The organism is Streptomyces sp. V3I7, assembly GCF_030817495.1.
GTDB lineage: Bacteria > Actinomycetota > Actinomycetes > Streptomycetales > Streptomycetaceae > Streptomyces.
The window spans coordinates 3,273,242-3,297,880 of the sequence record NZ_JAUSZK010000001.1; the positions used below are offsets into that span (position 1 = coordinate 3,273,242).

Annotated in this window: 19 protein-coding genes, 3 tRNA genes and 1 pseudogene; 10 read left to right on the forward strand and 13 right to left on the reverse strand. The window is 72.7% G+C overall.

The features are described from left to right. Positions 1-26: 26 nt before the first annotated feature. From QFZ74_RS15215 to QFZ74_RS15225, 3 genes are all read right to left on the reverse strand, one after another. Positions 27-770, reverse strand: a complete 744-nt coding sequence (locus tag QFZ74_RS15215) for a response regulator transcription factor (protein WP_307621345.1) — start codon at positions 768-770, stop codon at positions 27-29. A gap of 93 nt (positions 771-863) precedes the next feature. After that, positions 864-1,745, reverse strand: a complete 882-nt coding sequence (locus QFZ74_RS15220) for a DUF2797 domain-containing protein (RefSeq protein ID WP_307621346.1) — start codon at positions 1,743-1,745, stop codon at positions 864-866. Positions 1,746-1,891: 146 nt separating this feature from the next. Then, the gene (locus tag QFZ74_RS15225; RefSeq protein WP_307621347.1) at positions 1,892-2,266 is read right to left on the reverse strand and encodes an HGxxPAAW family protein; all 375 of its coding nucleotides are present in this window, start codon (positions 2,264-2,266) and stop codon (positions 1,892-1,894) included. Positions 2,267-2,697: 431 nt separating this feature from the next. Between QFZ74_RS15225 and QFZ74_RS15230 the strand changes: the two genes are divergently transcribed. Continuing rightward, positions 2,698-4,383 (forward strand): DEAD/DEAH box helicase, encoded by a 1,686-nt coding sequence (locus QFZ74_RS15230; protein WP_307621348.1) that lies wholly within the window; start codon positions 2,698-2,700, stop codon positions 4,381-4,383. A gap of 88 nt (positions 4,384-4,471) precedes the next feature. Here QFZ74_RS15230 and QFZ74_RS15235 read toward each other — a convergent pair whose 3' ends face one another. Further along, entirely contained in the window at positions 4,472-4,690 is a 219-nt protein-coding gene (locus QFZ74_RS15235; protein WP_307621349.1) for a hypothetical protein, read from the reverse strand. A 31-nt stretch (positions 4,691-4,721) separates the two neighbouring features. Between QFZ74_RS15235 and QFZ74_RS15240 the strand changes: the two are divergent. Continuing rightward, a pseudogene (locus QFZ74_RS15240) lies at positions 4,722-5,024 on the forward strand (helix-turn-helix transcriptional regulator); the annotation flags it as partial. A gap of 40 nt (positions 5,025-5,064) precedes the next feature. Here QFZ74_RS15240 and QFZ74_RS15245 read toward each other — a convergent pair. Together QFZ74_RS15245 and QFZ74_RS15250 are read right to left on the reverse strand one after the other, a co-directional pair. Next, a tRNA-Arg gene (locus tag QFZ74_RS15245) sits at positions 5,065-5,137 on the reverse strand. Positions 5,138-5,361: 224 nt separating this feature from the next. After that, positions 5,362-5,452: transfer RNA gene (locus tag QFZ74_RS15250), tRNA-Ser, on the reverse strand. A 175-nt stretch (positions 5,453-5,627) separates the two neighbouring features. Between QFZ74_RS15250 and QFZ74_RS15255 the strand changes: the two genes are divergently transcribed. Continuing rightward, positions 5,628-6,107 (forward strand): SSI family serine proteinase inhibitor, encoded by a 480-nt coding sequence (locus tag QFZ74_RS15255; protein WP_307621350.1) that lies wholly within the window; start codon positions 5,628-5,630, stop codon positions 6,105-6,107. Positions 6,108-6,370: 263 nt separating this feature from the next. Then, positions 6,371-10,984: a PAS domain-containing protein gene (locus tag QFZ74_RS15260; protein WP_307621351.1), complete on the forward strand. Its 4,614-nt coding sequence runs from the start codon at positions 6,371-6,373 to the stop codon at positions 10,982-10,984. 57 nt (positions 10,985-11,041) lie between these two features. Here QFZ74_RS15260 and QFZ74_RS15265 read toward each other — a convergent pair whose 3' ends face one another. From QFZ74_RS15265 to QFZ74_RS15275, 3 genes are all read right to left on the reverse strand, one after another. Continuing rightward, the gene (locus QFZ74_RS15265; protein WP_307621352.1) at positions 11,042-12,718 is read right to left on the reverse strand and encodes a long-chain fatty acid--CoA ligase; all 1,677 of its coding nucleotides are present in this window, start codon (positions 12,716-12,718) and stop codon (positions 11,042-11,044) included. A gap of 222 nt (positions 12,719-12,940) precedes the next feature. After that, a complete protein-coding gene (locus tag QFZ74_RS15270; protein WP_307621353.1) occupies positions 12,941-13,519 on the reverse strand; it encodes a SigE family RNA polymerase sigma factor in 579 nt (192 codons plus the stop codon). A 272-nt stretch (positions 13,520-13,791) separates the two neighbouring features. Beyond that, positions 13,792-14,106 carry a hypothetical protein gene (locus QFZ74_RS15275; RefSeq protein ID WP_307621354.1) on the reverse strand — a complete coding sequence of 105 codons (315 nt, stop codon included), beginning with the start codon at positions 14,104-14,106 and terminating at the stop codon, positions 13,792-13,794. Positions 14,107-14,473: 367 nt separating this feature from the next. Here QFZ74_RS15275 and QFZ74_RS15280 point away from each other — a divergent pair, with 367 nt between their 5' ends. Together QFZ74_RS15280 and QFZ74_RS15285 are read left to right on the forward strand one after the other, a co-directional pair. Beyond that, on the forward strand, positions 14,474-15,340 hold the full coding sequence (locus QFZ74_RS15280; RefSeq protein ID WP_307621355.1) for a bifunctional DNA primase/polymerase: 867 nt from the start codon (positions 14,474-14,476) through the stop codon (positions 15,338-15,340). 541 nt (positions 15,341-15,881) lie between these two features. Next, the gene (locus QFZ74_RS15285; RefSeq protein ID WP_307621356.1) at positions 15,882-16,265 is read left to right on the forward strand and encodes a DUF2637 domain-containing protein; all 384 of its coding nucleotides are present in this window, start codon (positions 15,882-15,884) and stop codon (positions 16,263-16,265) included. A 119-nt stretch (positions 16,266-16,384) separates the two neighbouring features. Here QFZ74_RS15285 and QFZ74_RS15290 read toward each other — a convergent pair. Together QFZ74_RS15290 and QFZ74_RS15295 are read right to left on the reverse strand one after the other, a co-directional pair. Next, positions 16,385-16,471: transfer RNA gene (locus QFZ74_RS15290), tRNA-Ser, on the reverse strand. A gap of 63 nt (positions 16,472-16,534) precedes the next feature. Next, positions 16,535-17,971: a S1C family serine protease gene (locus tag QFZ74_RS15295; RefSeq protein WP_307621357.1), complete on the reverse strand. Its 1,437-nt coding sequence runs from the start codon at positions 17,969-17,971 to the stop codon at positions 16,535-16,537. A 286-nt stretch (positions 17,972-18,257) separates the two neighbouring features. Between QFZ74_RS15295 and QFZ74_RS15300 the strand changes: the two genes are divergently transcribed. From QFZ74_RS15300 to QFZ74_RS15310, 3 genes are all read left to right on the forward strand, one after another. Next, positions 18,258-19,085: a glycerophosphodiester phosphodiesterase gene (locus QFZ74_RS15300; RefSeq protein WP_307621358.1), complete on the forward strand. Its 828-nt coding sequence runs from the start codon at positions 18,258-18,260 to the stop codon at positions 19,083-19,085. An 85-nt stretch (positions 19,086-19,170) separates the two neighbouring features. Further along, on the forward strand, positions 19,171-19,809 hold the full coding sequence (locus QFZ74_RS15305; protein ID WP_307621359.1) for an ATP-binding protein: 639 nt from the start codon (positions 19,171-19,173) through the stop codon (positions 19,807-19,809). 234 nt (positions 19,810-20,043) lie between these two features. Next, positions 20,044-21,009, forward strand: coding sequence for a DUF5926 family protein (locus QFZ74_RS15310; protein ID WP_307621360.1), 966 nt, complete (start codon positions 20,044-20,046; stop codon positions 21,007-21,009). 264 nt (positions 21,010-21,273) lie between these two features. On the opposite strand, the gene QFZ74_RS15315 is transcribed toward QFZ74_RS15310, so the two are convergent. Both QFZ74_RS15315 and QFZ74_RS15320 read right to left on the reverse strand, forming a co-directional pair. Beyond that, positions 21,274-21,858 carry a hypothetical protein gene (locus QFZ74_RS15315; RefSeq protein ID WP_307621361.1) on the reverse strand — a complete coding sequence of 195 codons (585 nt, stop codon included), beginning with the start codon at positions 21,856-21,858 and terminating at the stop codon, positions 21,274-21,276. A 55-nt stretch (positions 21,859-21,913) separates the two neighbouring features. Continuing rightward, entirely contained in the window at positions 21,914-22,603 is a 690-nt protein-coding gene (locus QFZ74_RS15320) for a bifunctional DNA primase/polymerase (RefSeq protein ID WP_307621362.1), read from the reverse strand. Positions 22,604-23,111: 508 nt separating this feature from the next. Here QFZ74_RS15320 and QFZ74_RS15325 point away from each other — a divergent pair. Further along, entirely contained in the window at positions 23,112-24,629 is a 1,518-nt protein-coding gene (locus QFZ74_RS15325; protein WP_307624164.1) for a PP2C family protein-serine/threonine phosphatase, read from the forward strand. Positions 24,630-24,639 lie beyond the last annotated feature (10 nt).

Genomic DNA, 24,639 nt, shown 5'->3' on the forward strand with positions numbered 1-24,639 from the left:
GTCCACCGGCGTCCGTGGGCGTCCGCTCATGAGACGGCGGGCTTGATCAGGTACCCCGCGCCGCGCCGGGTGTGGATCATCGGCTCACGGCCGGCGTCGATCTTCCGCCGCAGATAGGAGATGTAGAGCTCGACGACGTTGGCCTGGCCGCCGAAGTCGTAGGACCAGACCCGGTCCAGGATCTGCGCCTTGCTGAGGACGCGGCGCGGGTTGCGCATGAGGAACCGCAGCAGTTCGAACTCGGTGGCGGTGAGGTGGATGTGCTCCCCAGCCCGTGCGACCTCGTGGCTGTCCTCGTCCAGGGTCAGGTCGCCGACGACGAGGACGGAGTCCGCACGCCGGAAGGCGGCCGCCCCGGACCGGCGGATCAGTCCGCGCAGCCGGGCCACGACCTCCTCCAGGCCGAACGGCTTGGTGACGTAGTCGTCGCCGCCCGCGGTGAGTCCGGCGATACGGTCCTCGACCGCGTCCTTGGCGGTCAGGAACAGCACGGGCACGTCCGGCAGTTCGCGGCGCAGCCGCCCGAGGACGGCCAGCCCGTCCATGTCGGGCAGCATCATGTCCAGGACGACGGCGTCGGGCCGGAAGTCACGGGCGGTGCGGATGGCCCCCTGCCCGTCCTCCGCACTTCTGATCTGCCAGCCCTCGTAACGGAGGGCCATACTCAGCAGTTCGGCGATGGACTGCTCGTCGTCCACCACCAGCACGCGGACGGGGCTGCCGTCCGGCCTCAGCAGTTCCGTGCGCCCCTGGGGCGAGGTCGTGGTCATGGTGGACACCTTGTCGGCGTCCTCTGAGAGCAGGCTTTCCCCCATCTGTGATTTCCCTGAAAACGCACAGGCTCCTCTCAGCGGGCGCCCAGCTCAGAAGAGCCCCTCCTGCTCCTCCCGCGCCTTCCTGAACTCCCGTACCCGCACGCTGATTTCATCGCGATCCGCGCGCGAGGGGGCGAGCTCCCAACCGGTCATCAGCCGGGTGTCGAGCACGACAACTCCCCGCCCCGCGACCGAGAGATGCAGATCAGGTCCGGCGGCGGCCACCAGCTCACCGCTCACGCTCCCCCCGGGCACGAGCTCCACCACATCGCCCACAGGGGCGTCCGCCCGCGCCAGCCCGAACACCTCGGTGTGGTCGGCGACTTGGCAGGGCTCACGGACGAGCGAGTCCGGCCACGCGTCCAGCACCACGGCTCGCGCGTACAACTCCCGTATCTCTGCGGCCCGTTCGTCCGCCGTCTCCGGCAGCGCCGCCCGCACCGCCCGTTTCTCGGCGTACGGGATCCGGTCCGGCACCCGCAGCGCGGCCCGCAACAGCTCCTCGGTACGCCGGGCGGCCATCAACGGACCGTGGCCCAGCCAGCTGAAACAGACGGCACCCTGCTCCAGCAGCCGCGCCGAGCCCCGTTCGAGCGCCGTGATCCCGACCTTGACCATGCCGGGCCCGAACCACGCCAGATATACGTGGTACGGCCGCGGGTCGTCCGCGATCGTGTCGGCGGCCACGGAGTGCGCCCGGTCCAGCCGCGCACACTCCTCGCACCGCGCCCCCGTACTCCGCCCGGACACGGCCGCCCGCACCGCGCACGGATTCCCCCGCGCTCCCCCGCATCTGCGCACACCCCCCTCGACGACCTCGAAGGCCACCCGCTTCCCCCAGGCCAGCGCACTGCTCCGCCCGCCGTCCCACACCAGCGCGGGCCCGGCCGCCGACCACCGCATCCCTGTGCATGTCCATGCGCGTCCCATCACCACCGAGGGTAGGCGGCGCCACTGACAACGGGTCATGCCATCGACCTTGCAGCCTGCGACCTGCCGCCCTGCGCAACCTCTCCGGGACTCGCTTGCGGGTGTGCGTCGACGTGTCCGGGCAACGCCCGCCGCGGTGCCGCCGGTCAGACCCCCGCGTCAGCAGCCGCCAGCTGCGACTCTCCCGTGTCGGCCACCGGCTGGACGGCGGTCGTCGTGTGGGACGCCCGGCCGGCCAGGCGGCAGCCGACGCAGCCGGGGTGGCCCTGGCGGGCGGCTCGGTCGCGGCTGCGCAGGTTCCAGGTGTCGCGGGGGCGGGGGCCCGGGGGCTTGCCCCAGCCGGCGAGGTGCAGGGCCCAGGTCACCAGGACGGCGACCGCGACGATCGCCAGGCCGCCGCTGATCAGGAGCGGCGAGGCCATGACCACGCCGCCGCCCGCCACTGTGGACCCGACGGTCCCGATGAGGAAGCCGGTCCAGCCGGCGATCGTGTGGCCCTCGTCGTGCAGATGTCCGCTCACGTACCTGCCCTCCGCCCGAGCTCCGTCGCCGGAACTCCCCGTGCGAACTCCTTCGCCGCGGAAGGAACTTACCGCTTGAGCCCCGGGTGATCCATGGGTCAAGGCCAGGAAGGACGGGGGGAGTCGAGGGGCGGCGAGCGGTGGCACGCGGGGCGCTCCGGGCGCCCGTACCGCATCGACCTGTGGTTGCGCGACCTGCGGTTGCGCGGCCTCGGGCGCGGTGTAGCGTCGTGAGGGAGGAGTCGTGGATCCGAAGTCGTATCGCCCGTGATCGCGATCGCGGGCGTTCTTGCTGTTCAGTCGCCGTTTCAGCGGCTCACCCGGTCGGCACTGAGCAGACTTTCGAGCCGGTACTGCACGCTCGCGCCGACCGAGAGCCGACCCGAGGCCCGAGGGCCTGACCGCCGGCTTCTGGAGGAAGGGGTGCGCCCATGACAACAGACACCACCACAGACGCGACCGCCGAAGAGGAACAGGTCAGCTTCGCCGATCTCAATCTGGGGCCGGAGCTCCTGCGGGCCCTGACAGGACTGGGCTACGAGGAGCCCACCCCGATCCAGCGCGAGGCCATCCCTCCCCTCCTGGAGGGCAACGACCTGCTCGGCCAGGCCGCCACGGGCACCGGCAAGACCGCCGCGTTCGCCCTGCCGGTCCTCGAGCGCATCCCCCGGAACCGCAAGGAACGCGCCCCCGCCGCCCTGGTGCTGGTGCCCACCCGGGAGCTGGCCATCCAGGTGTCGGAGGCCGTGCACCGCTACGGCAGCGACATGGGCATCCGTGTGCTGCCCGTCTACGGCGGCCAGCCGATCGGGCGCCAGCTGCGCTCCCTGGAACGCGGCGTCGACGTGGTGGTGGCGACGCCCGGCCGCGCCCTGGACCACATCGCCCGCGGCACGCTCCGGCTGGACGAACTGCGGACGGTCGTCCTCGACGAGGCCGACGAGATGCTCGACATGGGCTTCTCGGAGGACATCGACTCGATCCTGGAGAACGTGCCGGAGGACCGTCAGACGGTTCTGTTCTCCGCGACGATGCCGGACCGCATCGACTCGATGGCCCGGCGTCATCTGCGCGAGCCGGTCCGGATCCAGATCGAGCGGGAGGCACCGGCGCCGGGCGAGGCCCCGAAGATACGGGAGTCGGCCTACGTCGTACGCAGGGCGCAGAAGCCCGCCGCGCTCGGCCGGCTGCTGGACCTGGAGGCCCCGGAGGCCGCCATCGTCTTCTGCCGCACGCGCGAACAGGTCGACCAGCTGGCCGAGACCCTCAACGGGCGCGGCTACCGGGCCGAGGCCCTGCACGGCGGCCTGAGTCAGGAGCAGCGGGACCGGGTCATGGGGCGCCTGCGCGGCGGCACCGCCGACCTGCTGGTCGCCACCGACGTCGCCGCCCGCGGCATCGACGTCGAGCACCTCACGCACGTGGTCAACTACGACGTCCCCTCCGCGCCGGAGTCCTACGTCCACCGCATCGGCCGGGTCGGCCGCGCCGGGCGCGAGGGCGTGGCGATCATGCTCGCGGAGCCGCGGGAGCACCGGCAGCTCAAGGCGATCGAACGGGCGACGGGCCGCCGTATCCCGGTGGAAAGCGTGCCGTCCATCGCTGACCTGCGCGCCCGCCGGCTGGAGCTGACCCGGGCCTCGCTGCACGAGAGCATCCTGGAGGACGAGGACCTGGACCGCTTCCGGGTCGTGGTGGAGACCCTCGCGGACGACTTCGACGTCATGGACGTGGCGCTGGCGGCGGTGAAGCTGGCGCACGAGGCGAGCGGCGCCGCGGTCGACGAGGAGGAGATCCCGGAGGTCGCGCCCATGGAGCGGGGCCGGGAGCGCGCCCCGCGCGGACGCAAGGGTGGCGGCCCGCCCTCGCGCGGCATGACGCGCCTGTTCGTCGGCGCCGGCCGCAGCGCCGGGATGCGCCCGCAGGACCTGGTCGGCGCCATCGCCGGCGAGACGCAGCTGAGCGGCCGGGACATCGGCGCGATCGAGATCGCCGACCGCTTCTCCCTGGTGGAGGTCCCCGACAACGCCGCCCCCGAGGTGATCCGCGCCCTGCGCGGCAGCACCATCAAGGGCCGCAAGCCGGTGGTCCGCCGCGAACGCCCGCAGAACCGCTGACGACGGACGGAACGACGGCGTACGTACCCGCGCGGCCGGGCTCCCCTCGCCGTGGGAAACCCGGCCGCGCGGAAGGCGGCTGTCCGTATCAGTCGCCCAGCCCGCGGTAGCGCCGCAGCGCCTCGACCCCGTCCGGTACGAACGTCCACCGCGCGAGCGCCTCGTCCAGCTCGCGCTCGGTGAGCCAGCCGTGCCAGGCGATCTCCGCCGGGTCGGGGGTGATCGCCTCACCGACGGCCGCCTCGTGCACCCCGAGCCAGTACGGGCTGATCACCCCGCGGCACAGGAACTTGAAGGCGAACCGCACCGGTGCCCGTACCCCCAGCTCCTCGGTCAGCCTGCGGGAACTGATCGACGAACGGCTGCTCCAGGGCGTCACCCTGGACGAGGCCGCGAAGCTGGTCCACGCCCACCCCACCCATCTCGTACGGGCCTTCAGCGCCACGTTCGGCATCGCCCCGCACCAGTACCTGATGGCCCGTCGCATCGACCGCGCCCGCCGCCGGCTCCTCGACGGCCACCCACCCGCACAGGTGGCAGCCGCCGTCGGCTTCCACGACCAGTCCCACCTCACCCGGCACTTCAAGCGCCTCGTGGGCACGACCCCCGGCCACTACGCGGCCGGCGGGCGTATCGGGTAACGCAAGAGGCCCCGGATTTCTCCGGGGCCTCTGTTCACTGTGCACTCGGCAGGATTCGAACCTGCAACCTTCTGATCCGTAGTCAGATGCTCTATCCGTTAAGCTACGAGTGCTTGTTCTGTTTTTCTGTCTTCGTTCCCGGCCCTTTCGGCCCGCTCGCGGCGACAGGAAGAACATTACATGACTGCCGCCCGCATGTGAAATCCGATCCCCTCACCCACTCTGACCTGCGAAAACGTCCATAGGGGCGATGAGCGCGGAAGGGCGGACACGGGGTCCCGGACACGGAAACACCGAGGCCCCGATCCTTGTGGACCGGGGCCTCGGTGATCAAGTGCGGAGGCGGAGGGATTTGAACCCTCGATGGGCTTTAAGGCCCAAACCGCATTAGCAGTGCGGCGCCATAGACCGGACTAGGCGACGCCTCCAGTGCGACCTCTCCACGCGAGCGCGCGAGTGGGTGCGTTGCAGATGATGACACAGTCGAGTGTGCCGTCACCAATCGCCCCCCACGGTACTAGGCACTCGGCCCGCAGGGCAAAGTCCTTCTCGTCAGCGGGGCGCCTGCGCAACGTACGGGGGGCCTGCGGCGTTGGTCAGGTCATGTCGCCGATCACCTCGCGAGCCGCCGGTGCGGTCACGGCCTGTCTCGCCGCCGTCGCCGCCGTCACCTCGATCTCCGCCCCCGCCACCGCGGCGGCCCTCTCCTTCCCGCCGCCCGTCCGGCCCGAGGACCGGGCCGGTGATCACCTGACCGTCACCGTCCGGGACGCGGGTGACGGGCGGGACGGGACGTACGAGCTGTTCTGCCATCCCGGCGGCGGCAGTCACCCGGACACGGCCGGCGCCTGCCGCGCCGTCGACGGGAACACCCAGTGGGGCCGCGACCCCTTCGCCCCGGTGCCGCCGGACCAGGTCTGCACCATGCAGTACGGCGGTCCGGCCACCGCGCATGTCACCGGGACCTGGGCCGGGCGCCCCGTCGACGCGACGTACGACCGCGGCGACGGGTGCGAGATCGGGCGGTGGGACGCGATGGTGCCGCTGCTGCCGGACCTGCGCCCCCACGGAACCAGTGCGTGAGTTCGAGCACTGAGGGTCCGACTGCGCGTCGTACACGGGCATTTCATGGCGAAGCACCCGTTGCCGTAAAGGTCCCGCAAAGGTCTCGGGGGAGTGGATCCACGCGAGCACACGCTCACCGTCACTCCTCGGGCGACCTCCCTCCCATCCGGCGTCGCGAGGACGGCCGCTGCCCTTAGACTCCCTCGCGTGACACGCTGCGGGACGGTTGGCAAGATGGCCCGAGCGGTCGGCAAGGTGCGGTAACAGGGAGGAAGCGTCTCGTGAGCAGCAGGCCATCCCGAGGCGCTGCTCGCCTCGCAGCCATACTCGACGCGCTGCCCGACGCGTTGCTGCTGGTCAACGCCAACGGCACGGTCGTCAACGCGAACACGATCGCGCTGGAGGCGTTCGAGACGCCCGGCACAGCGCTCGTGGGGCGCGGGTTGCTCGATCTGCTCCCGGAGTTCGACTCCAAGCTGATCCCGGGCTCCATGCGGCGGCCCGAGCACATGGACCTGCGCGGGCAGACCAAGCCGGCGCGGATGACGGCGCGGCGGACCGACGGCAGCGAGTTCCCGGTCGAGGTCACCAGCGCGAACCTGGAGAACGGCCAGCAGGCGTACGACAGTTACGGCTACACGGGCGACGAGCTGCTGATGCTCGTCGTACGCGACCTGTCCGGGACCGTCGACACCGAGGCCGAGCTGGCGCGTTCGCAGCGGCAGACCGAGATGATCCTGCGGGCGGCCGCCGAGGGCGTCGTCGGCACGGACACCGACGGGCGCATCGTCCTGGTGAACCCGGCCGCCGCCCAGATACTGGGTTACCGGGCCGGCGAACTCGGCGGCAAGGAACTGCACGACCTCGTCCTGCACTCCCGCCCCGACGGCACGCCCTTCCCGTACGACGAGTCGCCGCTCGCCGACACCCTGCGCTCCGGCCGCAAGCACCGGGTGCGCGGGCAGGTGCTGTGGTCCAAGGGCGACAAGAAGGTGCCGGTCGACCTGACGACTGCGCCCGTGCGCGACGGCGAGCAGCTCGTCGGCGCCGTGATGACGTTCACCGACCGGCGGCCGTACGACACCCTCGCCGAGGAGAAGGCCGCCGAGGAGAAGAAGCACGCCGAGGAGCTGGAACGGCTCTCCGAGGAGCACGCCTCCGACCTGACCGCGCTGCGCCAGAAGCACGTGAGCGAGGTCGAGGAGCTCACCGAGAAGCACGCGGCCGAGGTCGAGGAACTGACCGAGAAGCGCACGGCCGAGGTCAGGGAACTCACCGAGAAGCACGCGGAGGAGATCGCCGCGAGCGAGGAGCGCTACGCCGCCCTCGGTGAGCGGGAGAAGGACCGCTACGAGGCCCTGTCCGGGCGGCACGAGCAACTCCTCACGCTGCTCGGGCGCTCGCTGCGCGGCCCGCTGGACGAGCTGCGCCGCGAACTGTCCGCCCTCGCCGCCGACGACGCGGGACAGCTGTGGCCCGAGGCCAACCAGGTCCTGCACCACCTGTCCGCGGGCTACACGCGCATCACGCAGCTCATCGACAACGTGCTCGCCTACCAGCGGCTCGACTCGGGCGCCGAGGACGTCACCCGTATGAAGGTGATGCTCGACGCCGTCGTCGCCGCCGGTGTCGAGGGCGCCATCGAGCTCATCGGGCCCGGCCGGGTCCAGTTCGCCGTGCACGCGCCGCCCATCGAGGCCGAGGTCGACCCGCAGCGGCTGGCCTCCGCCCTGGCCCATTTGATCGCGGACGTCGCCGGTGTCGACGCGACCGGCAACTCGCCCGTGTCCAGGGGCGGTTACATGGACAACACGGTCGTCGTGGCCGCCGCGCAGCGCGGTGAGGTCGTGCGCATCGAGGTGCGCGGGCCGTACTCCGGCGGCGACCCGGTGCACGAGCCGATCGTGCGCGGGATCGTACGGGCGCACGGGGGTGTGCTCCAGACGCACGAGGTGCCGGGCATGAGCGGCAGCGCGTTCGTGCTGGAGGTGCCGATCGGAGGCGGGGCCGGTTCGGTGCCCGCCGCCCAGGTGGCCGTCGCGGCCGTGGGTGCCGGCGACGTCGTCGGCGCCAATGTGGCTGCCCTCGAAGCCGGTTCGGCCGAGCCGGCCGCGTCCGACGGGGATGTCCCCGCCGAGCAGGCGTCGGCGTCCGGTGGACGGCGGCGGGCCCGGCGGGCCTCCGTCGACTCGTTCCTGGAGAGCGAGGTGGCGGGCGCGGCCGGCGGTGCCGAGGGCGAGGCGCCCGCACCGACCGGGCGGCGCAGGAGGCGTGCGGCCGAGGAGGCGGCGCTGGCCGCGGCCGAGAGCGCGGAGGTGTCCGGCGGTACCGGGCGCCGGCGCGGCAGGCGTGCCGACGCCGAGGACGCCGGGGCCGTGGACGGCGCGGAGGGTGCGGCGACCGGTGGCCAGGGTGTGTCCGAGGGGGCCGTCATGACGGCGGCCGAGCATGCCGCGGGAGCCGCGGCCGTGGGTACGGGTCTGGGCGGGACGGTGCCGCCACGGGGCGTTCCCGTGCCCGCCGGTGGTGCCGCCCCGCAGGCCGGTCAGCGGCACGCCCTGCCGCCCGCGCTGCCCGCCGCCGGTGCGCAGTCAGGTCCGCAGGCCGGGCAGACGGTTGCCTCGCAGGCCGGGCAGACGGATGCCTCGCAGGCCGAGGGCGCGCAGCCGAGCGGTCGCCGTCGGCGTGCCCTGGCCCCCGCGCTGGCGCCTGCCGCCGCGCAGCAGGCGGGCCCGCGTCAGGTCTTCGCCCTGCCGCCCGCCGCGGCCGACCGGACGCCCGCCCCGGAGGGGGCGCCGAACGGCCCTGCCCCGGTCCCGGCCCAGGCGCCCGTTCCCGCCCAGGCGCCCGTTCCCGCTCAGGCACCCGTTCCCGCTCAAGCACCCGTTCCCGCTCAGGTGCCGGTCCCCGCTCAGGTGCCGGTCCCTGCCCAGGGGCAGGCGCCGCACGCAGGTGGTCCGGCGAGCGAGGACGGCCGGCACGACGCCGTGCCGCACGACCAGGCCGAGGACCACACCCCGCCCCTGCCGCACCCCACCAGCGCGCCGACGGGCCGCCGCCGACGCGCGATGGCGCCCACGGCGGAGGCTCCCGCGGCGGCGCCCGCGCCGGGCGCTCCCGCCGCGAACGTCCCCACCGCGAACGTCCCCACCGCGAACGTTCCCGCCCAGGCGACCGCCGGGCAGAGCGTCCCCACACAGGCCCCGGTGGCCCCCGTTCAGCCCGCACCCCCCGCACAGGCACCAGCGGCTCAAGCACCCGCCGCCCAGGCCCAGGCCGCCCAGGCCCAGGCCGCTCAGGCTCCCGCGCCGCAGGCTGCGTCTCCGGCCGGTGCAGCGGCCCAGGCCGCGCCCGCCCCACACGCGCTCCCGAGTGCCGCCGTACCCGCGCAGGGCACTCCGGGGCAGGGCGCAGCGCAGGCAAACCCTGCTCAAGCGCTCCCCGCCCCCGCGGCCCAGGCACCGGCGGCCCCCGCTCAGCCGGCACCCCCCGCGCAGGCCCCGCAGCAGGCGGCCCCGGCGCTGCCGCCCGCGAACGGCGGTCAGCCCATGCCGGCCGAGGCGGCCGCCGCCGCACAGCCCGCCCCCGCCACGCCCGCCGCCCCCGCCCCGGCACCGGCCCCCCAGCAGTGGCCCGCCGCCGACGACACCTCCGGCGCCGGTACGCCGCTGCCCCCGGAGCGTCCCGTCGGGCAGCCGCAGCCACGTGCCGCCCAGCCGCTCCCGGCCGAGTCGGCCGCCGCCCCGGTCGACCCCGACTCGACGCAGGGGCGGGCGTTCAGCGTGCGCACCCTGGGGCAGGGCGTGCCGTTCTCCCGGCAGGCCGCGCAGGTACAGCAGCCGACCGCGACCCCGCCCCCGCACCAGCCGGGCGGCGCCGGACGACGCCGCAAGCTCGGTACGCCGCCCGACCCGGCCGCGCGTGGAGAGGGCGCCCGCCCGCACCCGACGGCCGAGCAGCCCACCCCGGCGCCCACTCCGCCCACTCCGCCCGCCGCCCAGCCGTCGCTGGCCGGGCAGTCCCGGCTCGCCCCGAGCACCGAGGGCGCGGGACGCTCGTACGCCATCGGCGCCCCGGACGAGAACGCGGCCGAGGGGCCCGAACCGCTGGACGGTCCCGGCGGCGCGGTCGAGGTCTCGGACACCCCGGGCCCGCAGCCGATGGACGACGAGCTGCCCCCGGAGCCGCTGGACAACCCGCGCAGGCTGCTGGTGTGGCCCGCACCGGACGTGACGACCCAGCAGGCGCTCAGCGACCGCGGCTACCGCCCGGTGATCGTGAACTCGCGCGAGGAGGTCGACGCGCAGATCGCCGCCTTCCCGGCCGCGCTGTTCGTTGACCCGCTGACCGGGCCGATCACCCGTACCGCGCTCCAGTCGCTGCGGCAGGCCGCCGTGGCCGCCGAGGTCCCGGTGCTGGTCACGGCCGGCCTCGGACAGGCCTCGCGCGAGGAGGCGTACGGCGCCGACCCTGCCGTCCTGCTGAAGGCGCTCGCGCCGCGCGACAGCGAGCAGCACCCGCCGCGCGTCCTGCTGATCGAGGAGCACGCGGAGATCGCGCTGGCGCTGACGGCGGCGCTGGAGCGGCGCGGGATGCAGGTGGCGCGGGCCGCCGGCGAGACGGACGCGGTGACGCTGGCCGGGCAACTGCGCCCGAACCTGGTCGTGATGGACCTGATGCAGGTGCACCCGCGCCAGGCCGGGATCATCGACTGGCTGCGCTCGAACGGGCAGCTCAACCGGACCCCGCTCGTCGTCTACACGGCCGCCGTCGGCCCGGCGGACCTGCCGCGGCTGGGCTCGGGCGAGGCGGTGCTGTTCCTCGCGGAGCGGTCGACCAGCCCCCAGGTGCAGAGCCGGCTCGTCGACATGCTGGCGCGGATCGGCGTCAACTGACGTAGCTGAGAGGGGGCGTTGGGCCGGCCGCCCCAACGCCCCCTCCTCATCTGTTCGTTACAGCCGCGTGACGTCCAACTGCCCGTCGGCGTACTGCCTGCGCAGCACCTTCTTGTCGAACTTTCCGACGCTCGTCTTCGGCACCGTCTCGATGACCGTCCAGCGCTCCGGGAGCTGCCACTTGGCGATCTGGCGCTCCTCGGCGAGGAAGGTGCGCAGGGTCTCGAAGTCGGCGGTGGCGCCCTCCCTGAGGACGACCGTGGCCAGCGGGCGCTCGCCCCACTTGTCGTCGGGGACGGCGACCACGGCGGCCTCGGCGACGTCCGGGTGGGACATCAGCGCGTTCTCCAGGTCCACCGAGGAGATCCACTCGCCGCCGGACTTGATGACGTCCTTGGCGCGGTCGGTGAGCGTGAGGAAGCCGTCGGGGCTGATGATGCCGACGTCGCCGGTCTTCAGCCAGCCGTCCGCGCTGAACTTGTCGGCGGGGCGCAGGGGTTCGGCGCCGGGGCCGTTGTAGTAGGCGCCCGCGATCCACGGGCCGCGGACCTCCAGCTCGCCCGCGGACTCGCCGTCCCAGGGAAGGCGTTCGCCGTCGGGGCCGGTGAGGCGGGCCTCGACGCCGGCCACGAAGCGGCCCTGGGTGAGCCGGTAGCCGAACTCCCGCTCCGTGCCGACCGCGTGGGCCGGCGGACGGGCCACCGTGCCGAGCGGGGAGGTCTCCGTCATGCCCCAGGCGTGGAAGACGCGCATGCCCAGCTCGTCGAAGGACTCCATGAGGGAGGGCGGGCAGGCCGAGCCGCCGATGGTGACCTGGGCGAGGGTGGAGACGTCGCGGGGCTTCGCGGTGAGCTCGGCGAGCAGGCCCTGCCAGATGGTGGGCACGGCGGCGGCGTGCGTCGGGCGCTCGCTCTCGATCATCTCGGCGAGCGGGGTGGGCTGGAGGAAACGGTCCGGCATCAGCATGTTGACGCCGGTCATGAAGGTGGCGTGCGGCAGTCCCCAGGCATTCACATGGAACTGGGGGACCACGATGAGCGAGGCGTCCTGGTCGGTCAGACCCATCGACTGGGCCATGTTGACCTGCATGGAGTGCACGTAGATCGAACGGTGGCTGTAGACCACGCCCTTGGGGTCCCCGGTGGTGCCGGAGGTGTAGCACATGGCGGCCGCCTGGCGTTCGTCCAGCTCCGGCCAGTCGTACGCGGTCGGCTTGCCCGCGATGAGCTCCTCGTACTCGTGCACCCGCGTCGTGGCGCCGTCGAGGGGGGAGCGGTCGCCGGGGCCGGTCACGACGATGTGCTCGACGGTGGGGAGGTGGGGGAGCAGCGGGGCGAGCAGCGGGATCAGCGAGCCGTTGACGATGATCACGCGGTCGGCCGCGTGGTTGACGATCCAGGTCAACTGCTCCGCCGGGAGACGGAGGTTGAGGGTGTGCAGCACAGCGCCCATGGACGGGATCGCGAAGTACGCCTCGACGTGCTCGGCGTTGTTCCAGGCGAGCGTCGCCACCCGGTCGTCGTCCACGACGCCGAGGTCCTCGCGCAGGGCGTGGGCGAGCTGGGCCGCGCGGGCGCCGATCTCGGCGAAGCTGCGGCGGTGCGGTTCGCCCTCCCCGGTCCAGGTGGTCACCTGCGATGTGCCGTGGACCGTCGACCCGTGGGTCAGGATCCTCGAGATCAGCAGCGGTACATCCTGCATGGTGCTCAGCACGGCGTCCTCCCGGAGCGGCATCCGCGTACGCGGTGGTAAGGGCTGGCCCGATTCTGCTCACGTACCGCGCGGTATGTCACTAGGTCCCGAAGGTCGATCACGTCACGCTCGGCCTCTGCTTCGTCCCGGATCAGACCGTTTCGCGCGCAGTACGGCATTCGTTCGCCGCCGGACCGGTCGCGCCGCTGGAGAGGCCCTAGGTGTATTGATCACGAGTGTCAACAACGCTCGTGATCAATACACCTAGTAGCGGGCGAGCCCCAGCTCGGGATCCTCGCGGAGCTTGCCGAGCGCCCGGGAGACGGCCGACTTCACGGTGCCCACCGACACCCCGAGCACCTCGGCCGTCTGCACCTCGCTCAGATCCTCGTAGTACCGCAGGACGACCATCGCGCGCTGACGTGCGGGCAGTTTGGTGATCGCGCGCCACATCGCGTCGTGCAGCGCCTGCCGCTCGGCCGGGTCGCTCTCGCCGGACTCCCGCTCCGCCTCGGGCAGTTCGTCGCACACGAACTCGTCGACCTTGCGCTTGCGCCACTGGGAGGTCCGCGTGTTCAGCAGCGCCCGGCGCACATAGCCGTCGAGCGCGCGGTGGTCCTCGATCCGCTCCCATGCCACGTACGTCTTGGCCAGCGCGGTCTGGAGCAGGTCCTCCGCGTCGCTGGAGTTGCCGGTCAGTGACCGGGCGGTCCGCAGCAGCACCGGCCGACGGGCCCTGACATACGACGAGAACGACGGGTACGACGGGTTGGACGGATGGGGGCGGCTCCGCCTGGCCGGTGCAGCGGCGGCCGAAGCGCTCGTGCAGACGGGTGTGGTCATGGATCCACGCTAGAAGCGGCGCCCGCCGCGGGGGATCGGCCGCAGGTCCTGAAGCGGAGTCCCCCTCAGGTTGGAGGGGCGGGGGACGACTCCACCTCCTGGAGGTGGACCGGGCGGCCGCCACACCTACGGGATGACCCCGACACCCCCGACGACCCCCGACATCCCCGACCGACCCCGGGAAACGCCTGCGCGGCGATGCCGAAGCACCGCCGCGCAGACGCGTCACGACCCCACAGAGCACGCTCCCCCCGAGGGAGATCAGGCGCCGGTCACCACCACAGCGGGTAGAAGGTGACGGCGACGTTCTCGTTGCCCTGCTGGATCCCCGTGAACGCGGACCCGTTGACCTGGGCGGTGTTGCTCTGGTTCGAGGCGCCGGAGCCGACCGCGTTCTGCTGCGTGGTGGACGAGTTGCCGAAGTTGTCGTGGCCGACACCACTGCCGACGATGCTCGCCACGCCGGCGTTCGATCCGTCGTCCGCGAAGGCACCGTTGTCCGCTGCCGCGACGCCTGTGAAGAGGGCGGCCGCGAGCGGGAGCGCGGAGACGGCGGCGAGAACGCGGGCGGTACGGATACTTGCCATGTTGCTCCTCCAGAACCGAGTACCCATCGGCCGCTTGGCCGGAAGTACATGAAGTACGGCTGTTTTCCGGGCAGTTGGCCGACCGCCTCGGTGTTGTGCACGACGTCGCGAATCCAGAGTTGCCCACCGGATCACCGCCGAACCACCCGGGATGCCCCGATTCGCTCTCAAGCGTGATGACAAGTCGATAAACCATTTTCGCCATCTTTGGTCACAGCTCACCGCGATCACCCCCAGAGCGGGCACCCGCGCCTCAAGCGCCCCAACCGGGAAACCGTTCCCGCAGATTTCCGGCCAACCTGCCGACCCCGGCGTGTCACCACCTCGCACTCTTCCTTTTCTCGAACATGAGTACGAACATGGAGGCATGGCCACCACCGACCGGCAGGCCACGACGCTGGCCCTCGCACACGCCCTGTCAGCCGCAGAACGCGGACTGGCCGTCATCCCCCTGACCCGGACGAAGCTCCCGGCCCTGCGCTCCCCGCACCGCGATCACCCCCACCCGGTCCGCTGCCACGGCGAATGCGGCCGCTTCGGGCACGGCGTGTACGACGCCTCGACCGACCCCGCGCGCATCCGCGAGCTGTTCGCGGCCGCCCCCTGGGCCACCGGCTACGGCATCGCCTGCGGGCTGCCCCCGCACCATCTGATCGGCATCGACCTCGACACCAAGTCCGGCACGGACGCCCTCGCCGCCCTGCGCGCGCTGTCCTCGCGGCACCGGTTCGCGATCCCCCCGACGGTCGTGGTCCTCACCCCGAGCGGCGGCCGCCACATCTGGCTGTGCGGACCGCCGGACATCGCCGTACCCAACTCCGCCGGGCGGCTCGCCCCCGGCATCGACGTCCGCGGCGCCGGCGGCTACCTCGTCGGACCCGGCTCCCGCACCGACCACGGCGTCTACGGCACCGCTCCCGGCACCACCCACCTGACCCCGGCGCCCTGTCCGCAGGGCCTGCTGCGCCTGCTGATCCCCCCGTCCCGCGGCCCGCTCGCGCCCCCCGGCCCGACGGCGGCCGACGGCAGGGGCCTGGTCCAGTTCGTCCTGGCGGCCCACAAGGGCCAGCGCAACACCCGACTGTTCTGGGCCGCCTGCCGCGCCTACGACAACGGCATCGGCCCCGCCCTGCTCGCCCCGCTCCTCGAAGCGGCCCGCGCCTGCGGCCTGTCCGAGCAGGAGGCCCGCGCGACGATCGCGTCCGCGGCCCGGATGACGGGCCATCACCCGTGAACGGCCCCGCCACGGAGTCGGTCACGTGTTTCAGCCGGGCGCCCCGCATGACTCGTTCGAGGGATTCAATCCCCCGAACGCCGTACACCCCCTTCTGATCACGCTCGTTATGCGTGCGTGACAGAGAGAGACGGGTGTGGAGAAAGGGACCTTCCGCCGATCCCGCGCTCAGACGGAACATCCTGAACGAGGGCACGGAGGAAATTTCATATGGACAGGTACACCGATGAGGCACATCTTTACAGCCCGCAGCAGTACCCCCCGGGGACGGAACACGACACGCTGAGTCAGTTCGGCGGCGTCCCCTTCCCGACCCAGCAGTCCTGGGACAGTCCGGCACCGACCACCACCCTGAACCGCTGGGACCTCGACGAGGAACTGGCCCACATGCTGTCCACAGCACCGGCCCCGAGCCCGGCCCCGGTCCCCCCGGACCACACCGCAACGCAGGACGGACCGGCGGCGGGTACGGCAGGAACGTCACTTCCTCATCGCCGGCCACCCCATCACCCACGTCACGATCCTCCTCGCGGCGATCGCGGTGTGCGCCGCGACCCTGCTGGGGTGGTCCATCAGCTACACCTACGGTCAACTCCGCACGATCGCCGAATCCGTTCTCCCCATGAGGCTGGCGCACTGGTGGCCGCTCACTGTGTACGGACCGTGGTTCGTGGCCGCGCTCTCGATTCTGCGGGCGACCGTTCAACGCCAGCCCGCGCCCCGCTCCTGGGGCGTCCTCCTCGTGGCCTCGGCGATGGCGGTGCTCCTGTGCGTCAGCAACTCCTCCCGCTCACTGCTGGCCTTCGTGATGCTCGGAATCCCGCCGATCACCGCCCTGGTGTGCTTCTGGGAGCTCGTCGGCCAGGTCTCCTCCAAGTACCGCCCCCAGAGAGGGGCTCACGCACAGCGGAGTTCCAGCCCGTGAGGCACGCGCAGTGCACGCCTGTCACTCCAGCCGGCTCGGGTTAGAAACGGATCGCATACGGAAAGGGGTGCCCCTCAGTGAGGGGCACCCCTTCTCGGCCAACACGTCCAAAGACCGTGCGGAGGCGGTGGGATTTGAACCCACGGTGACATCGCTGCCACGACGGTTTTCAAGACCGTTCCCTTAGGCCGCTCGGGCACGCCTCCCCGCGCCGGCCGAGATCGGCGGCGCGGGGACAAGACTAACGGGTTGCCTCGCGCGCGTGGGGCTCAGCTGTCGCCGACGCGGGCGCCCAGGGTGAGGTGGGCCGTGCGTTCCTGGCCGCCTCGCTTGTAGGTGATCGTGACCTTGTCGCCGGGCTGGTGGGTCCAGATCTCGCCGATCAGGGTGGGGCCGCTGTCGATCACGTGGTCGTCGAGCCGGGTGATGACGTCGCCGGGCTTGAGGCCCGCACGGGCCGCCGGGCCGCCGGACTCGACCGCCGCGGCGCCGCCGGCGCCCTGGTCGGTGATCGTGGCGCCGCCCGTGGTGTCCTCCAGGGAGACCGAGGCGCCGATCTTGGCGTAGACCGGCTTGCCGGTCTTGATCAGCTGCTGGGCGACGTACTTGGCCTGGTTGATCGGGATGGCGAAGCCCAGGCCGATCGAGCCGGACTGGCCGGAGCCGCCCAGGCCGCCGCTGCTGGAGGACTGGATCGCGGAGTTGATGCCGATCACCGAGCCGCGCGCGTCGAGCAGCGGCCCGCCGGAGTTGCCGGGGTTGATGGAGGCGTCGGTCTGCAGGGCGCTCATGTACGACGCCTTGCTGGAGGCGCTGCCGTCGCTGGAGGCGACCGGGCGGTCCTTGGCGCTGATGATGCCGGTCGTCACCGTGTTGGACAGCCCGAAGGGGGCGCCGATGGCGATCGTCTCGTCGCCGACGGCCACCTTGTCGGAGTTGCCGAGGGCGAGCGGCTTGAGGCCCGAGGGCGCGTTCTTCAGCTTGATGACCGCGACGTCGTAGCCCTGGGCGTGGCCGACGACCTCGGCGTCGTACTTCCGGCCGTCGGGGAAGGTCGCCGAGAGCTTGCCGCCGTCGACGGCCTCCGCCACCACGTGGTTGTTGGTGACGATGTGGCCCTGGGTGTCGAAGACGAAGCCGGTGCCGGTGCCGCCCTCGCCGCTGGTGGACTCGGCCTCGATGGTGACCGTGCTCGGCAGCGACTTGGCGGCGACGGCCGCGATGGTGCCCGGGGCGCGCTTGATCTGGGTGGCGCCGTCGGAGGCGGAGACGGTGGTGGAGCTGCCGTCGTTGCTCCGGGCCAGGGTGTAGCCGAGCCCGCCGCCCAGTCCGCCGGCCACCAGCGCGGCCACCAGGACCGCGGCGAGCATGCCGCCCCGGCCGCCGCCGCTGGGCTTCGGAGCGGGCTGCTGGTACGACGAGCCCCAGCCGGAGCCCGCACCGCCGCCGTGGTCCCCGTAGGTGGGGGTGGCGGGCGGCGGGGGCGGCCAGGAACCGTCCGGCGCCGGACCGGCGTGCGGCCCGCCGGGCGCCGCGGCGGGAGGCAGCGGCGCGCCAGGGGTGCCAGGGGGGACCGACGGGAGGGGGGCCGTCGGCGCGCCTCCGTCGGGTGCGGCTGCCTGCGGGGGAGCAGCGGGAGATGCCACCGGCACAGGAGGTGCGGACGGGGCCGGGGGAACCGGGGTGCCCTCGTTCTCGGTGCTCACAGCTCTTCTCCTCGATCCACGGCTGTTGTTTCTCGGTCGCACTCGGTCACGCTCGTTCACGCTTGTGTACGGTCCGGCGCGATGCAGCTGTGCATGTTTTTGTCCGACGTCAGCTTTTCCCACGGGCCGTCAGAGCACCATAAGCGGTGCCTGTGGGTCCGGGGCCATCGTTTACTTGGGTCATTTCCGACACAGTTTGCGGGACGGGCCGCCGTTCCCGCCTCCGCTCGATCACGGACCTGCGCATGGGCCCCCACGTACCCCCTGACGGTGGCACCATGACGCGGTGACCCTCGCACGACAGCAGCAGATCCAGGTCGTCGCCCACCGGGGCGCCTCCGAGGACGCCCCTGAGCACACCCTCGCCGCGTACAGGAGAGCGATCGAGGACGGCGCGGACGCCCTCGAGTGCGACGTACGGCTGACCGCGGACGGCCATCTCGTCTGCGTACACGACAGGCGCGTCAACCGTACGTCCAACGGCCGCGGCGCGGTCTCCGCCCTGGAGCTCGCCGACCTGGCCGCCCTGGACTTCGGCTCCTGGAAGACCCGCGAGTCCTGGCGCGGCCGGGACGAGGAGCCCGACTGGGAGTACCACCCGGGGGACCGCGCGGACACCGCCGTGCTCACCCTGGAGCGGCTACTGGAGCTGGTCGCGGACGCCGGCCGGCGGGTGGAGCTGGCCATCGAGACCAAGCACCCCACACGCTGGGCCGGACAGGTGGAGCAGCGACTGCTGCAGCTCCTGAAGCGGTTCGGGCTGGACGCCCCGGCCGCCGCCGAGGAGTCGCCGGTACGGATCATGAGCTTCTCGGCGCGCTCGCTGCATCGGGTGCGGGTGGCCGCGCCGACGCTGCCGACGGTCTACCTGATGCAGTTCGTCTCGCCCCGCATGCGCGACGGACGGCTGCCCGCCGGGGTCGGCATCGCGGGCCCATCGATCCGGATCGTACGCAACCACCCGGCGTACGTCGCACGCCTGAAGCAGGCCGGTCACCGGGTGCACGTGTGGACCGTGAACGAGCCCGAGGACGTGGACCTCTGCGTCGGGCTGGGTGTCGACGCCATCATCACCAACCGCCCGCGCGCGGTGCTGCACCGGCTCGGCCGCTGACCGCACCCACCCGGGTACGGCGAGACCCGGACATCCCGCTACAGCGAGTGCTCCGGCGCGTTCGTTGCGTACCGACAGGTCACGAGTGCGTCACCGGAACCGAACTGGCCGGTTTCCGGCGTCGGCCACCTGGGCATCCACACCGTGGCGTGGGGCGAAGGAGGTCTCGGGGGTGGCGTTGGTGGTGGCACAGGAGGTGCCCACGTCGTCGAGCATGGCCGTACCCCATGGCCCTGCGGGCGTGGGGCTGGCGAGACGCCGTATGCGCGATCAGCTGCGCGGCGGCGGGGTATCGGAAACGGTCATCGACGATGCCGTACTGATCCTGTCCGAACTACTCAGCAATGCGTGCAAACACGGGCGCCCGCTGGGCGACGCGCAGGCCGGGGACGGGGACGTCCTGGCCGCATGGCGCGTGGACCCGCGCGGCAGGCTCATCGTCGAGGTGACGGACGGCGGTGGCCCGACCCGCCCGGCTCCGGCCACCCCCTCGGTCACCGCGCACGGCGGCCGCGGGCTGAACATCATCACGGCACTGGCCGACGACTGGGGCGTCCGGGACGACGCCCGCGGCGAGGTCACCGTCTGGGTCGTCGTCCACTCCGACGTCTACGACCCTGATGCCGGTCACCGCCGCGACGCCTTCGCTACGCGCGTCATGGCGCCGCCGGTGCCGGCGATGGCCGACCTGGATTTCGCGGACGTCTTCGACGACCTGGGCTGAGTTCCCGGCGCCTGGCGACCGCGCCGACGAGGTCCCGGTGCACGGCGACCGCGCGGACGAGGTCCCGTGGCGCGGCGACCGCGCGGACAGCGGCGACCGCGGTCGCCCGGCTCACTTCCGCCGACGGCCTCTCCGCGGGCGGGCGCCGAGTTGTCCACAGGTCCGCGTCGGCCGAGGCGCGAACGGCTAGGCTCCCGCCCGTACAGGACGAGCCGTAACCGGGAGACACCCACGATGGCCAAGAAGCGCCCCCAGACGAAGGCCAAGCGCCCGCAGCCGAGCGACGCACAGATCCCGGTGGTCGGCGCCCGCGAGCCCTGCCCGTGCGGCAGCGGCCGCCGCTACAAGGCCTGCCACGGCCGGGCCGCCGCGCACGCCGTGACCGAGCTGGTCCAGCGCCCCTTCGAGGGCCTGCCCGGCGAGGGCGACTGGGTGGCGCTGCGCGAGCTGGTGCCCGCCGCCACGGTCGGACTGACCCTCAAGGACGGCCTGCCCGAAGGCGTCCCGTCGGTCACGCTCGCCACGGTGCTGCCGATGGCCTGGCCCGCGCTGCGCCGCGACGACGGCTCGGTCCTGCTCGGCCTGCAGAACGACACGGCGTCCGGCGACCTCAGCCGCGACCTCGCCGACACGCTCCAGCGCGCGCTGGTCGCGCAGCCGGGCACGCCGGTCCAGGGCCGCCGCGCCCCCGCCGAAGGCCCCCGCCTCCAGGACCTGCTCGATCCCGAGGGCGCGTTCGAGCCGGAGGTGCACAGCGGCTTCGAGTTCTGGATCCCGGACGCGGAGAACGCCACGCCCGAGGTGACCGCCTCCCTGGAGCGGGCCAACGCCGCGGCCGTCCCCACGGTGAAGCTGGCCGGTGTCGACGCCGCGTACTGGTGCGAGACCCCGGACAAGAACCACCTGCGCTGGGTCATGCCGTACCCGGAGGAGCAGCTTCTGGACGCGCTGGCCCGGCTGCACGCGGCGGGCCGTTCCGGCCTCGGCGAGGGCACGCGCCTGGTCGGTTCCTTCCGCGCCCACGGGCTCACCGTGCCGGTGTGGGACCTGCCGAGCGGTGTCACGGCCGAGGACGTGGAGAAGCCGGCCGCCGAGTTCGCCGAGCGCCTCACCGCCGCCCTGGCCTCGGACGAACCGCTCACCGCGGACGAGCGCCGGGCGCGCGGTGGCCTGACCAGCCGTCAGGTCACGCTCAACTGACGGACGCCGTTCACACGTCTTCGCGGCTGACCGGTCGGTCAGCCGCGAAGACGTCCGGAATTCGGGTGACGCGGGTCACAACTCCCCATCGCGCCAGGCAAGTCGGTGTCTGAATGGCCGAGATCGAATTTGCGAACCGCCGATCTCTTGTTACCGTTCCAGTAGCCCGGTTGCTGGTGCATCCCCCGTCGCCAGCAACCGGGCCTCTCCATGCCCGGCCGTCGGCCGTACGAGGCGCGCGTCGCGCCAACTCCCGCTGAGAACCTAGGCGTTGCTTCCCGAGCGCAGCAGCAGCGGACCCCCGTCGCGCCGCTCCGCGAACTCCGCGACCGCCGTGTAGGAGTCCAGGCCGCCCCGCGAGCGCTCCCGAGGGGTCTCACAGGTGGCGGGCTCGTCGTCGGCGCCGGGCGCGCAGCGCATCTGCACGGTGCGGCCGCCGGGCCCCATGAGGCTCAGCACGGCGTCCAGCGCCCGGCCGGTGGCGTTGCGGTAGTACGTCCGCGCCCAGGTGTCCGGCCCCTGCGTCACGACACAGGTCTGCGCCTCGATGCCGTCGGGGGAGGAGAGTTCGGGTCCGCAGCGGACGGCGGTGCCGAGTCCCACGCCGAGCAGCAGCGGATCGGAGGCATCCCGCTCCGGGCGGGTCGAGGAGTCCTTCTCGTCCGTGTGCCGGACATCGTCCGCGCCACCGGCCGAGGTGCCGTACGGCGCGGAGACCGCGGCGTCCTGCGCGAAGCGGCGTACGGCGGGCCGTCCCTCGTCGCTCACGGGCCCGGCGGACGCCACGGCCAGAGGCAGCGCGAGCGCGCACACCGCGACGCCCGCGAGCGCGAGCAGACGAACGTTCATGATCGGACGATAACGACCAGGGCCGGGCAGCCGGTTCCCCGCGCGCCCGACACCCTCACAACTCGGGCGCGCTCACACCCGTACGAGTGAGGGCGTCGACCACGGTGTCCACCACGGCCTCGACGTCGGGCACCCAGGGCGAGGCCGAGCCGGGCAGCGGCGCGCGCTCCCAGCGCACCGGGCCCTGACCGGCCTCCGACGGGGGCAGCGCGAGATAGCCGCCCTCGCCGTGGAAGCGGAGCGAGCCCGGCACGAAGTCCTTGGCGTAGAGCAGCTCGCCCAACTGCTCCATGGAGTACGGCCGTACCAGCAGCGACCAGCGCGTGGGCGAGGCGATCACCGGGCCGAGGCGGATGCCGCGGTGGTCGAGCGCGGCCAGCGCGCGGGCGCCGGCGAGGGCCGGCAGGCTGACGGCGCAGGGCGCCTTCTGGCCGGTGGCCAGGATGACGGGCGCGGCCGGCCGGTTGGTCCACCACCAGCGCACCATGCGCTCGTCGGTGGTGGCCGCGAGCAGGCCCGGGTCGAAGGGGTGCGCTCCGGGCACCGTGCACTCCGGGTCGGGGCACGCGCAGCGGGCCCGTCCCTGCGGGTCCGGGGCCACACCCGGGAGTACGGGCCACTGCCACTGGGTGGCGAAGGTCAGGGCCGCGCCGATCACGTCAGGCCTCCCGTCGTCACGACCTTCGTCGCGCCGACCGTTCCACCAGGACAGGAGCCTGCGTCGCCTTCCGAGGATCTCGCGCATGAGCGCTCGTTCCTTTCCGTTGCACCGCTGGCAACACCGTGGACCACATCACACCATGCGTTGATCACTTCACTGTGCGTACCTGTTGGCGCATCACACCCCCGCGTCAGGCAGGGGGAACCCCAAGGGTCGAGCGTAGGCCGTGTCCGCGTCCGTACCGCGTCTGTTTCACCTGGACGGTCACGGCGTGGGGGGTGGCGAAGTCTGGCGTTTCGCCTTACCGCGTATTTCTCTCCGCCTCCGCCACGGGAGGATGGGGCACGGTCGTCGGTGGCTAAGACGCCCGGGTCGGTCACCAGGTTCCGGGTGGACTCAACCACCCCTGGTCTTCTCCGAGTACGTACCCATCACGACCGCAGTGACGCTCCATGAAGCAAGGCCAGTCGACCGCAATAAACCAATACCCGAGGCAGTTTCAAGCCAACTTCACTGTCGCGCAAGGGGCCCGGAGGGAACGCGCGCGGAAATGCGCAAGAACCCCACGGACACCAGGAATCCCGGCAGGACAATGCTGGACATCTCCTCACGAGTGCGTGTACATGTGGAGACACTGCTAGCGGCGCAGAATGACATGGGGGTTTGCGATGCTTTTCAGCAATACGCACCGGCCCGAAAGCCGGACGCCATGAACGCCCCGCACCCTCCGAAAGTGGCCGGAACCGATCCCACAATTCCCCCACCCGCACACACTGCCGCTCCCGTCCCGGGCCCCCCTCCCGTCCCCGCTCCCGGTGGACCGGCCCCCGGCGCCCTGCTCCAGGACCGGCTGGCCGGCTGGGTCTCGGATCTGACGACCCTGCACGAACTGACCGAACGCCTCGCGCGTACCCGCACACTCGACGCCGCACTCCAGGAACTGCTGCGCGCCGGGGCCGCCCTCGTCGGCGCCCGGCGCGGACTCGTCGTCCTGGAGTCCGGCGACGCGCCCGGACCCGGCACCACCGTCGGACTCGGTCTCGCCCGGGCCGACCTCGGCCACATCGAGACCGTGCCGCGCGGCGCCCTGCCCTACGGCAGACTCCTCGACACCGCCGCCGGACTTCCCGGCGGCGAGGGCGAGATCGTCCATCCCGACCTGTTCGCCGACGACGGCCTCGACCCCCGCCACCGCGAGGTCGCCGCCCGCCTCGGCTACGCCGCCAGCTACGCCCTGCCCCTGACCACCGAGGCGACCGGCCGTCTGGGCGCCGCCGTGTGGCTGTACGACGAGCCCGCCGAACCGCACGAGCGCCGGCGCCATCTCGTCGGCCTCTACGTCCGCTACGCCACCGAGCACCTGGCCCGGCTGACCGAACTCGAGTACACGCGCGCGTGCATGACGACCATCGCCGAGGAGCTGCTCCCCTCCCGGCTGCCCCGGGTGACCGGCGTCCAGCTCGCCGCCCGGCACCGCACCGGCCCGCGCGGCGGCGGTGACTGGTACGACGCGCTGCCGCTGCCCGACGCCGCGCTCGGCCTCGCGGTCGGCTCGGTCACCGGGTCCGGGCCCAGCGCGGTGGCCGCCATGGGCCGGCTGCGCGCGTCCCTGCGGGCGTACGCCGTGATGGAGGGCGAGGACCCGGTCGCCGTCCTGTCCGACCTGGAGCTGCTGCTGCGCCTGACCGAGCCGGCCCGCTCCGCCACCGCCCTGTTCGCCTACTGCGAGCCCGCGCTGCGCAAGGTCACGCTGGCCGGTGCCGGACACAGCCCGCCGCTGCTGATCGGCGAGCGGCGCACGGAGTTCGTGGAGACCTCCGTGTCCGCGCCGCTGGGCATGCTCGCCTGCTGGGAGGCGCCCAGCGTGGAGTTCGAGACCGAGCCAGGAGAGACGGTTCTGCTGTACACCGACGGACTGCTGCACCGCACCGGTGACCCTATGGACCGCGCCTTCGCCCGCCTCCACGCGGCGGCGGCCGGGGTGCCGCGCACCCTGCGCCGCGACCCGGGCGCCGTCGCCGACCACGTCCTGCGCACGGTGCTGCCGGACGGCCTCGACATGGAGGACGGCACGGAGGACGTGGTGCTGCTGGCGGCCCGCTTCGACTGACCGGTCGGTC